Source organism: Marinactinospora endophytica, from assembly GCF_054780875.1.
Window position 1 is genome coordinate 209,029 of record NZ_BAAGVM010000014.1, and the last position, 9,560, is coordinate 218,588.

Here is a 9,560-nt window from a genome sequence, read left to right on the forward strand (position 1 = left end):
ATATGCATGAGAAGCGACGTGATCGGCTGGCCCGAGGAGACCGCGGCCGGATACCGGCGCGCCGGCTACTGGCGTGACCGCACCCTGGACGACCTGCTCCGGGAGCGCGCCGCCGAGCACGGCGACCGCACGGCGCTGGTCTCGGCATCCGGACGGCTGAGCTACGCCGACCTCGACGAGCGCGCCGGCCGGCTGGCCGCCGGGCTGGCCGGGCTCCCGATCCACCGGGGCGACCGGGTGCTGCTCCAGCTCCCCAACCGCGAGGAGTACGTGGTCACGCTCTTCGCCCTGCTGCGGATCGGCGCGCTGCCGATCCTGGCCCTGCCCTCCCTGGGCACGACCGAGCTGACCGCGCTGGCCCGGCTGTCCGGCGCCACCGCGCACGTCGTCGCCCAGGGGCGCGGACGCAACGACCCCCGGACGGGCGCGGGCGAGGTGGCGCGCGCCTGCCCGTCGCTACGCCACCTCGTCGTCGCGGGCGACCCCGGCCCCGGTGGGGGGCACTCCCTGGCCGCGCTGGAGCGGGCGGGCGCCGAGGCCCCCGCGGTCACGAGCGGAGCCGCGCCCGGTGACCCCGCCCTGCTACTGCTGTCGGGCGGCACCACGGGCACGCCCAAGCTCATCCCGCGCACCCACGCCGACTACGACTACAACGCCCGCGCCTCGGCCGAGGTCTGCGCCCTGGACGAGCACACGGTCTACCTCGCCGTCCTGCCGGTCACGCACAACTTCACGATGGTCTCGCCGGGGATCGTCGGTACCCTCGCCGCCGGCGGGACGGTGGTGCTGTGCCCCGACCCCAGCCCCACCACGGCCTTCACCTTGGTCGAGGCCGAGGGGGTGACGATCACCGCGCTCGTCCCGTCGCTGGTCCCCCACTGGCTCGACGAGGCCCGCCGCACCTCCCGCGATCTGAGCAGCCTGCGGGTCCTCCAGGTCGGCGGCTCCCGGCTGGACGACGCGACCGCGCGGCGGGTCGGGCCGGAACTGGGCTGCCGGCTCCAACAGGTGTTCGGCATGGCCGAGGGGCTGAACAACTACACCCGTCTGGACGACCCCGAGGAGGTCGTCTGTACGACCCAGGGCCGCCCGCTCTCCCCCGCCGACGAGATCCTCGTCGTCGACGAGGAGGGCCGTCCGGTCCCGCCGGGACACCTCGGCGAACTGCTGACCCGCGGCCCCTACACCCTGCGCGGCTACTACCGGGCGCCGGAACACGACCGCCTCTCCTTCACCCCCGACGGCTTCTACCGCACCGGCGACCTCGTGGTGCGCACGGCGCGCGGCGACCTCGTCGTGGTGGGCCGGATCAAGGACCAGGTCAACCGGGCCGGGGAGAAGATCGCGGCCATCGAGGTCGAGGAGCACCTGCTCGCGCTGCCCGACGTGCGCGCCGCCGCGCTGGTGGGCGTGCCGGATCCGCAGCTGGGCGAACGCTCGGTGGCGTTCCTGGAGACCGACGCGCCCTGCCCCTCACGCTCCGAGGTGCGCCGGCTGCTGCTGGAGCGCGGCCTGGCGGCGTTCAAGGTTCCCGACGAGGTGCGCGCGGTCCCCAAATTGCCCCTGACCGGGATCGGCAAGGTCGACAAGAGGCGGCTGCGCGCCGACGTCGCCGGCCTCACGCCGACGGTCCCCTCCCCCACGGCCGGCGCGGGGTGAGGCGGGCCTGATCCGCGCCTCCCCTCGCCCCCGGGGCGGGAGGGTGGCCGGTCACCTGACACGACCGGCCGCCCCTGTGAGACGTCCACGGGGACCCCGGCCGGGAGGAGGCGAGGAGCCCCACCGGGAAGAACGCCGGCCACGGGCGGGTCACCGCCCCTGGTCGGCCGCGCCGGATCGGCGCGGGTGGCGTGGCGGGGGCGGCCGGCGCGGTGATCGCGATGGCGCCGCCGCGCGGGGCGACACGCGGGCGGACGGCGGCGCCGGTGGACGCGCCCGAGGCGTGCCTCCGGGAGAGCCGGCGCCACCGGTCCCCGCGTCCGGGCGTGAGCGGCGAGGGGAACGGCGGCGGTGCCGAGGGCAGACGGCGGGCCGGACCCGTCCGGCGCGGCCCTGTGACGAGCCGGGAACCGTTGTGGTCGGCGGGGTCGCGCCGGAGCCGCCGCAACGGCGCCCTCACCGCTCCCTCGGCCCGACGATGGGGAACCATACGGTCGCGGTCGAGCGTGGGCGGGGCCGCTCGCCCGAACGGTCCACGGCACGGCCGGCGGCACGCCCGGCACGCCCCTCGCCCGAGACGGTGGGACGGGTCTCCCGCCAGGGCCGGCGGCCCCGCCCGAGACCCGCGCCGCGCCTCGGGGACGTGGATCCGGTCGGAAGGCACGACACGGTGACGCGACGGCGGCCCGGTTCCCGAGGAGGCGGAACCGGGCCGCCGCCGCGCGTGGCCCGCCGTGGACGGGCCTGCTCTGCGTCAGCCGTCGAGGGCGGCCAGCGCCGCGCGGGTGCTCATCGGGACGGCACAGCGGCGCGCGGCATAGGACAGCGCCATCGCGTGGTCCTCCGCGGAGAAGTCGGCGACCGCGTCGGCCACGACGAACGTCTCGATGTCGCGCATGAAAGCGTCACAGGCCGTCATGAGCACGCCGATGTGGGCGTAGACACCGCAGATGACCAGCTGGTCGCGTCCCATGCGGCGCAGCACGCCCTGGAGGTCGCTGCGCGCGAAGGCGCTGTAGCGGTGCTTGGCCAGCACGGTGTCTTCCGGCGCCGGCGCCAGCTCCTGCGGGATGGAGGTGTGGGCGGCCTCGTCGCGCAGCCCCTCGCCCCAGAAATCACGCAGCAGGCCGCGCCGGGCCGGTTCCTGGGAGCCCGGCTGTACGGTGTAGATCCGTGGCACCCCGTGGCGGGCGCTGCCCTCCAGCAGCGCGGCGATGTTGGCGGTCAGCTCCGGGATCGGCTCGGCGTCGCGCTGGAAGGCGTTGAGGAAGTAGTTCTGCATGTCGTGGACCAGGAGCGCGCACCTGTCGGTGTCGATGCTCCATCCGACACGTGGGGCCGGGATGTCGTCCTCGGCGGGCATGGGGTAGGCGGCGATGCCCGGCAGCGCCGACGAGTGATCGCTCCCTGATCGGGGTGTCATGGGTTCCTTCCATCGATGGGTACGGTCGCGGACCGTGGACGCCGCGGTCCGGCACGGCGGTGGGACCGGGGGTGCTTCAGCCGCTCGCCTCCCGTCAGAGGCCGAGCCCCACTCCCCCGTCGACGTGCAGGTCGTGCATGGTGATGTGGCGCGCCTGCGGGGAGAGGAGGAACAGGACCGCGGCGGCGATGTCGGCGGGGTCGGCGATACGCCCCAGGGGGATGCCCACCCGGAAGCGTTCGGGGGCGCCGGCGACGGAACCGGCGCCGCCGTCGTCGCCCCACAGCAGCCGCCGCATCGGGGTGTCGGTCGAGCCCGGCGAGACGACGTTGCATCTGACGCCGTGGGGGGCCAGTTCCAGGCCGAGGCACATGGTGAAGCGCGCCGCCGCGGCCTTGGTCGCGGCGTAGGCCGCCATGTCGATGCGGGCGATGCGGGCGGCGTCGGAACCGACCGTGACGATCGCCCCCGAGCGGCGCGGGACCATCCGTCGGGCCACGGCGGTGGAGACGTTGACCACGCCGAGGGTGTTGACCTCGAAGGCGGTGCGCCAGGCGTCCTCGGCCGGTTCCAGGGCCGAACCCGGCGACAGGATGCCGGCCACGTTGACGGCCGAGGTCAGGGGGCCGGCCTGCGCCTCCGCCCGGGCCACGGCCTCCTCGACGGCGACGCGGTCGGCGACGTCGACGGAAAAGGGCAGCACCTCGGCGCCCTCCTCAGCGAGGGAGGCGGCGAGCTCCCGGACGCCGTGGCCGTCGCGGTCGAGGGCCGCCACGGCCGCACCGCGCGCGACGAGACCGCGGACGACGGCCGCGCCGATCCCACCACAGGCGCCGGTCACCAGCGCGACCTGGCGCGCGCCGGGCTCTTCCACCTGCTCGCCCATCGCGGACGGCACCGCCCCTCACTCACCACCAAAACGCGACAAAGATAATCATTTTCAATATTTACCGTCAAGGCGACACTCCGTCGGCCCTCGGCGATGGCGCCCACCGATCCTCTCGGGACGGGATCCCCGGCGATAACGGTCACGGCCCCGATCCCGGGAGGCGGTGACGTCCGCCCCTCGATGGACCCCGCGACGGCGGCCGTCCCCGCCCACGCGCCGAACGACTCAGAGATCCGGACATCCGAGACGGGCCGCCCCGCGACGGAGCCACGGGGCGGCGACCCGCCAAAGGACGCCGGTCACCGGGACGGTCCCCGGCCGTTGAGAGCGGGACGATCGCCCCGAAGCGGCGGGGTCCATACGCCACGGCCAGACGACACGCGGCCCCGGCGACCGGATCGGAACCGACAAGGACCCCGCCCCGGGCGAAGGGAAGCGCGCACCCCTCGACGTCCCCGCCTTCGGCGCCCACCGTCATGGCCGTGCCACCTCACGCGGGGCCGGGGGCGAGAACGCCGCGGTCACGGTCGCCCGAACGGGTCTTAGCCGTCGGCCGGGGCGCACGCCCCCGCCCCGGCCACGCCCACCAGGTCCTCGGCGAAGCCGGGATAGGAGGTGGCCACCGCCTCCCACCCCGCGATCGCGGTGTCGCCCTCGGCGCGGGCGATGGCGGCCACCGCGGCGGCCATCGCGATGCGGTGGTCGCCGCGGGAGTCCACCTCGGCCGGGGTGAACGCCGGACGGCCGTGGATCACCATCCCGTCAGGGCGTTCCTCGGCCGCCACCCCGAAGGCGCGCAGCATCGCCACCGTGGAGGCGATCCGGTCGGACTCCTTGACCCGTAGCTCCGCCGCGCCGGAGATGATCGTGGACCCCTCGGCCGCGGCGGCGGCCACGGCCAGGATCGGGATCTCGTCCACCACGCCGGGAACATGGGACGCCTCCAGGTCGGCCCCGCGCAGCCTGGACGCGCGCGCCCGCACCGTCCCCGTCGCGGGGTCCACGTCCAGGTCGGCCCCCATCCGCGACAGCACGTCGAGGAACCCGGCACGGCCATGCCCCAGGTACAGGCCCGGGACCTCGACCTCGCCGCCGAGCAGGCCGGCCACCACCCAGAACGCCGCCTGCGACGGATCTCCCGGCACGGCGACGTCGGTGGCCGTGAGCGGCCCGGGATGGACGGTCACCCGCTCCTCCCGCACCTCGACCCGGACGCCGAAGGCGGTGAGCATCTCCTCGGTGTGGCGACGGGTCGGATGGGGTTCGATCACCGTGGTGGACCCCTGCGCGGACAGGCCGGCCAGCAGGAGACTGGACTTGACCTGGGCCGAGGCCACCGGGGAGGCGTAGGTGATGCCGCGCAGGCCGCCCCCGCGCACCACCAGCGGGGCGACCCTGCCGTTCTCCCTGCCGTCGACGTGGGCCCCCATCCGCCGCAGTGGCACCGCGATCCGGTCCATGGGGCGGCGGCGCAGGTACCGGTCGCCGGTCAGCACGCTCACCCCGTCGATGCCCGCGCACATCCCCGCCAGGAGGCGGATGCCCGTCCCGGCGTTACCGCAGTCGAGCACGTCGTCGGGTTCGCGCACTCCGCCCTCGACCCGCACCAGCGCGCCGTCCACCGTGATGTCCGCGCCCATCCGGACCAGGGCGCGACGGGTGGCGGCGACGTCCTCCCCGCCGGACAGCCCGCTGATCGTGCTGACGCCCTCCGCGAGGGAGGACAGGATCAGCGCCCGATGCGACACCGACTTGTCCCCCGGCACCGGGACCACGCCTTTGACCTCACGGATCCCGCTCACCCTCAGCCGGCCCATGACCGCCCTCTCCCCTCACGACGATCCGACGGTCCCCACGCTAACGATCCTCCGCCGTCCACAGCGGGGTTTCGCCTGGATAGGTCACGGGAGATCCCGAGGAGGCGGCGTCCCTGCCCCGTTGCGGGCAGGGACGCCGCCCGGCGCCACGCCCCGGCGGCCGGGCCGAGTCCCGCCCGTAGGACCTGGGGTGGGCCGTGAACACCCGGAAGGCGCTGCCGGAGGCCCGCTGCATCGGCTGTGCTCGGCCGCCGTGTGTCCTGCTCGTTCATCCGGCGAGAGTGAGGTTGTACAGGCCGGCGATGCCGCGCATGGCGTGGTGGACTCCGTCGCCTTTGAGGCGACGGTCGCGGAGGACCTTCCCGGTCTTCATGCGGGTGAATGCGTGCTCGATGCGGGCCTGGACCTGCTTGGTGGGACTTGTCGGGTGCCTGCTTCCAGCCGGAGGCTCCTCGCCATTGCGGCGGTGGTGAGGCATCACGGGGCCAGTGCCCGGGTGGTCGCCATCGGCGATCGTCCTGGTGTTGCCGACGGCGGCCTTGACCCTGGACTCCTCCCCGGCTTTGCCGTCACCGCGATCGCCGGGAAGCGGGCGGCCGACCACGACGACGAGCCGGGTACCGGCGTCGATGACGATCTGGTGGTTCGCGGAGTAGCGGTAGTTCTTCGGCTGCTCAGCGCCGGTGTGGTCACGAGTGGGCACCAGGGCGCCGTCCACGATGAACACGGCATCCTTGGTGAACCGCTTGCGGGGCTGATCCAAGGACCAGGCCCCACGGTCGCCCCTTACCGACCATGTCCGCTCTGTCGCCTCGCAGCGTGGTCACCGGCTTGCCGAAGGCACACGTGAACGGGGCTGTCCAGGACGGCTCCGACGCCGTGATCACATCGTCCCGGCCGAGAGCACTCAGCCGAGAATGGCGGTCGCGGGAGAATCCCTAGCTCTCCTTTTCATGTCCTCCGTTGTCGCGGAGCCGTCGAAGGGCCAGGGCGTAAGTGATGACAGTGATCAATCCGGCGGCGAGTCCACCGAGCGCGATGGGCCGGATGTAGTCGTCTTGAGTACAAGAGACGTCGATCGGCGCCGCTCCTGCCCATGGCCCCACACACCCGATATCGAAGTATTCCGTGATGTGTACGGTCGCTACACCGCCGAGGAAGAACGCGGCGGCGAACAGCACCATCCCGAGAAGTGTGACGAGCATTCCGGCAAGCAGATCGAGGGTCGCTTTCCTGCTCGGTCGGCTGCGGATCCGCCGCAGGATGACGACGTAAGAGGTGATGGCGAACAGACCGCTCAGGAGCCCTATGGACAAGACGGGAATCACGTATCCCATATTGTCGCAAGCCATTTCATGTGGCGCCGCACCTGTCCATGGCCCTGCGCAACCGAAATGGAAGTACTTCATGATCCTGAAGACCACGGCGCCGCCGATGAGCACGGTAGAAACGAACAACGCCAAGCCCAGAAGCACCTTGGCCAGGCCCACGAGCAGATTGCAAATCAGGTCCTTCATCAGGCGGCTTCTCCTTGAGGAGGCCGACACCCGCGTGAGGGCGTCGGCCTGGATTTCAGTGGTCAACAGGCTCAGGAGCACCTGACGCTCGATGACGTCATCCCGATCCTCCCATTTGTCGGGGCCTGATCGACGAGTTGCCTGTTGCCCAGCTGCCGGGAACGCCGTACATGAACTCGTCGGCCCCGGAGTTGGCGGGTTTGCTCCGGTCCAACGTTGCGCCGATGCACAGCGGGGTCAGGTTCGCATCATTGTCTGTGGCGAGGCCGGCAGCCACAGAGTCATCGTTGAGTTGTAAGCCAACACACCAAGACTCAGTGACGCCAGGACAGTTGTTGTCGGCACGTTGCACCGAGAGCGCGATCTGGTCGGCAGCAGAGGTGCCGGTGTTGGCACCGATGGCGACGTGGCACTTGTAGCGCTCCGACGGCGCACAGGATGCCCCAGCGCAATTCGGTTCCAGACAGGTCACCCCTGGTCTACACCAGGCCGTCCATCCTGCGGGACAGGGCCGCCGCGGCGGCGTTGCCCGGGTGCCGTTTCACGCTGCGCCGGATCCTGCCCAGGGCGGTGTCGGCGCGCCCCGACGACAGGTACGGGTAGTCATCGAGGAAGTCATGCCACGTCTGGCAGGCCGCTTCCAGGTGACCGGCCCGGAACCGGTAGTCGCCCAGGAGCGCCGTCGACAACGCGCGGGACCGTCGTTCTTGTGCCGGGCGGCACCTGTTCGACACGGTCATGGCCTTCACCGCGCCATCGACATCGCCGAGGTGGGCACGCAGGTGGGCCTCCTGGAAGGAGAAAGCCGCGTGGTGGTAGGACCCGAAGGTCTCGGCCGGGCTGGTGGCCGACTCCAGGTCGCGTTCCGCCTCGCCGAGGGAGGCGACGGCGGAACGGCGATCGCCGAGCGCGGCCTGGGCCACGGCCCTCTGGCCGGCCAGGAAGGCGCGCATCCGTGGCTGCGCGGCGCTCTTCGCCGCGGACTCGGCGGCTTCCACGAGGTGCAGTGCCTCGCCGTGGTGGCCGAGGGCGCTGGCCTGGATGCTCATGCCACGCAGCACCGTGGCGTAGGTCAGCGGGTCGCCGGCCTCTGCGGCGAGGCCGAGCGCCTGAAGGTAGTAGCGCTCCGCGAGACCGTGGGCTTCGTCGTCCCAGGCCATGAAGCCGGCGAGGTAGAGGAACTCAGCGGCGGCGGCGTGCAGCCGCGCCCGGTTCTCGGGTGAGGCGTCGGCCCGCAGCCACCGGGTGAGGTCGTTGGTGATGTAGGCGGCCATGGCTGCGCGGGCGTGCCCACCGCCGAACTTGTCGTCGAGGGTGGAGAACGCCTCGGCCATCGTCGAGACGGCCTCGATCTCTCCGGGGCCGACACGCCCGAGCGTGGCCTTAGGGGCGTGTTGGGACCGATCCGCGATCTCCTGCCAGTTCGGGATGGCGACCAGGGCGGCCAGGGAGTACACGCTGTGACGAAGGACGGTTCGACGGCTCACGTCCATCTCTGCTCTCCCCAGCTCCGCCAACGAGGCCACAACGTCACCGCGCCAATTCAGCCCGATCTCGTCAAGAGAAGGAGGTACGGCGAATCCAGTGTCCGTCGGTGTGAGTGGACGGCGCAACTGTCGGGCGAGTGCTTCGGCGATGGCATTCGGTACCTGGCCACGTGGCCGGACGCCGGACAGCCAGTGCGCGACCGATGTCCGGTCGTAGCGGAGGTCGAGTCCGGCCTCGGCACCCACCCGGTTCACCGCGCGCGCGAGCGCGTCGTAGGTCAGCTCGGCCTCGGCAAGAAGTGAGGCGAGCCGGGTGTTCGGCGTGCGCGGCATGGGGGGCTCCGCTCTGGCAACCGTTCAACACGTTCAACAGGTTCGATAGCACACCCTCCTGCCCGCGGGTCGCCGTTTGCCCTGTACTGGTCACAGGCCCTGAGGCAAGCCCTACGGGGCCGCCGCAGCCGGTGCCCCTGTCCCCGGGGGCGGCTACGGCCTTGTCAGCGCGAAGGACGCCAAGGAGACGATGATGGAACCCCCTTCCCGAGGGCCTGCCCGGCCCTGCGCAGATCAACTCGCGGGAATGCCCGGTCGCCCTCCTGCCCTCACCACCCGGCTTCTCCAGGACGCTTTCCCTGCCTGGGTGATCCACCGCGACGGCGTCTCGTGGTGCGCGCGCGGCCCCGGCCAGTCCCTGACCGCCCCGACCCTGGAGCGGCTGCGCGCCATGCTGGAGGAGACGGCCCGATGAGCGGCGCGACGAAACCGGAT

Annotated in this window: 6 protein-coding genes and 1 pseudogene; 1 reads left to right on the forward strand and 6 read right to left on the reverse strand. The window is 72.3% G+C overall.

The annotated features are described in order from the left end of the window. Positions 1–6 precede the first annotated feature (6 nt). On the forward strand, positions 7–1,659 hold the full coding sequence (locus ACYVHU_RS23395) for a (2,3-dihydroxybenzoyl)adenylate synthase (RefSeq protein WP_432940123.1): 1,653 nt from the start codon (positions 7–9) through the stop codon (positions 1,657–1,659). Between the two features lie 754 nt (positions 1,660–2,413). On the opposite strand, the gene ACYVHU_RS23400 is transcribed toward ACYVHU_RS23395, so the two are convergent. From ACYVHU_RS23400 to ACYVHU_RS23425, 6 genes and pseudogenes are all read right to left on the reverse strand, one after another. Next, positions 2,414–3,082, reverse strand: coding sequence for an isochorismatase family protein (locus ACYVHU_RS23400; RefSeq protein WP_078760844.1), 669 nt, complete (start codon positions 3,080–3,082; stop codon positions 2,414–2,416). 94 nt (positions 3,083–3,176) lie between these two features. Further along, positions 3,177–3,968 carry a 2,3-dihydro-2,3-dihydroxybenzoate dehydrogenase gene (locus ACYVHU_RS23405; RefSeq protein WP_078760968.1) on the reverse strand — a complete coding sequence of 264 codons (792 nt, stop codon included), beginning with the start codon at positions 3,966–3,968 and terminating at the stop codon, positions 3,177–3,179. Positions 3,969–4,513: 545 nt separating this feature from the next. Continuing rightward, entirely contained in the window at positions 4,514–5,788 is a 1,275-nt protein-coding gene (aroA, locus tag ACYVHU_RS23410) for a 3-phosphoshikimate 1-carboxyvinyltransferase (RefSeq protein WP_498949510.1), read from the reverse strand. A gap of 268 nt (positions 5,789–6,056) precedes the next feature. Beyond that, a pseudogene (locus ACYVHU_RS23415) lies at positions 6,057–6,699 on the reverse strand (transposase). 27 nt (positions 6,700–6,726) lie between these two features. Next, complete coding sequence (locus ACYVHU_RS23420; RefSeq protein WP_144390012.1) at positions 6,727–7,305, reverse strand: hypothetical protein; 579 nt, start codon at positions 7,303–7,305, stop codon at positions 6,727–6,729. Between the two features lie 479 nt (positions 7,306–7,784). Then, complete coding sequence (locus tag ACYVHU_RS23425; RefSeq protein WP_498949512.1) at positions 7,785–9,125, reverse strand: NsdA family TPR-like regulatory protein; 1,341 nt, start codon at positions 9,123–9,125, stop codon at positions 7,785–7,787. Between the last annotated feature and the right edge of the window lie 435 nt (positions 9,126–9,560).

Excerpts from the sequence above, each read along its gene's own strand:
- ACYVHU_RS23395 (WP_432940123.1), top strand. The coding sequence starts at position 7 with ATGAGAAGCGACGTGATCGGCTGGCCCGAGGAGACCGCGGCCGGATAC.
- ACYVHU_RS23400 (WP_078760844.1), bottom strand. The coding sequence starts at position 3,082 with ATGACACCCCGATCAGGGAGCGATCACTCGTCGGCGCTGCCGGGCATC.
- ACYVHU_RS23405 (WP_078760968.1), bottom strand. The coding sequence starts at position 3,968 with ATGGGCGAGCAGGTGGAAGAGCCCGGCGCGCGCCAGGTCGCGCTGGTG.
- aroA (WP_498949510.1), bottom strand. The coding sequence starts at position 5,788 with ATGGGCCGGCTGAGGGTGAGCGGGATCCGTGAGGTCAAAGGCGTGGTC.
- ACYVHU_RS23420 (WP_144390012.1), bottom strand. The coding sequence starts at position 7,305 with ATGAAGGACCTGATTTGCAATCTGCTCGTGGGCCTGGCCAAGGTGCTT.
- ACYVHU_RS23425 (WP_498949512.1), bottom strand. The coding sequence starts at position 9,125 with ATGCCGCGCACGCCGAACACCCGGCTCGCCTCACTTCTTGCCGAGGCC.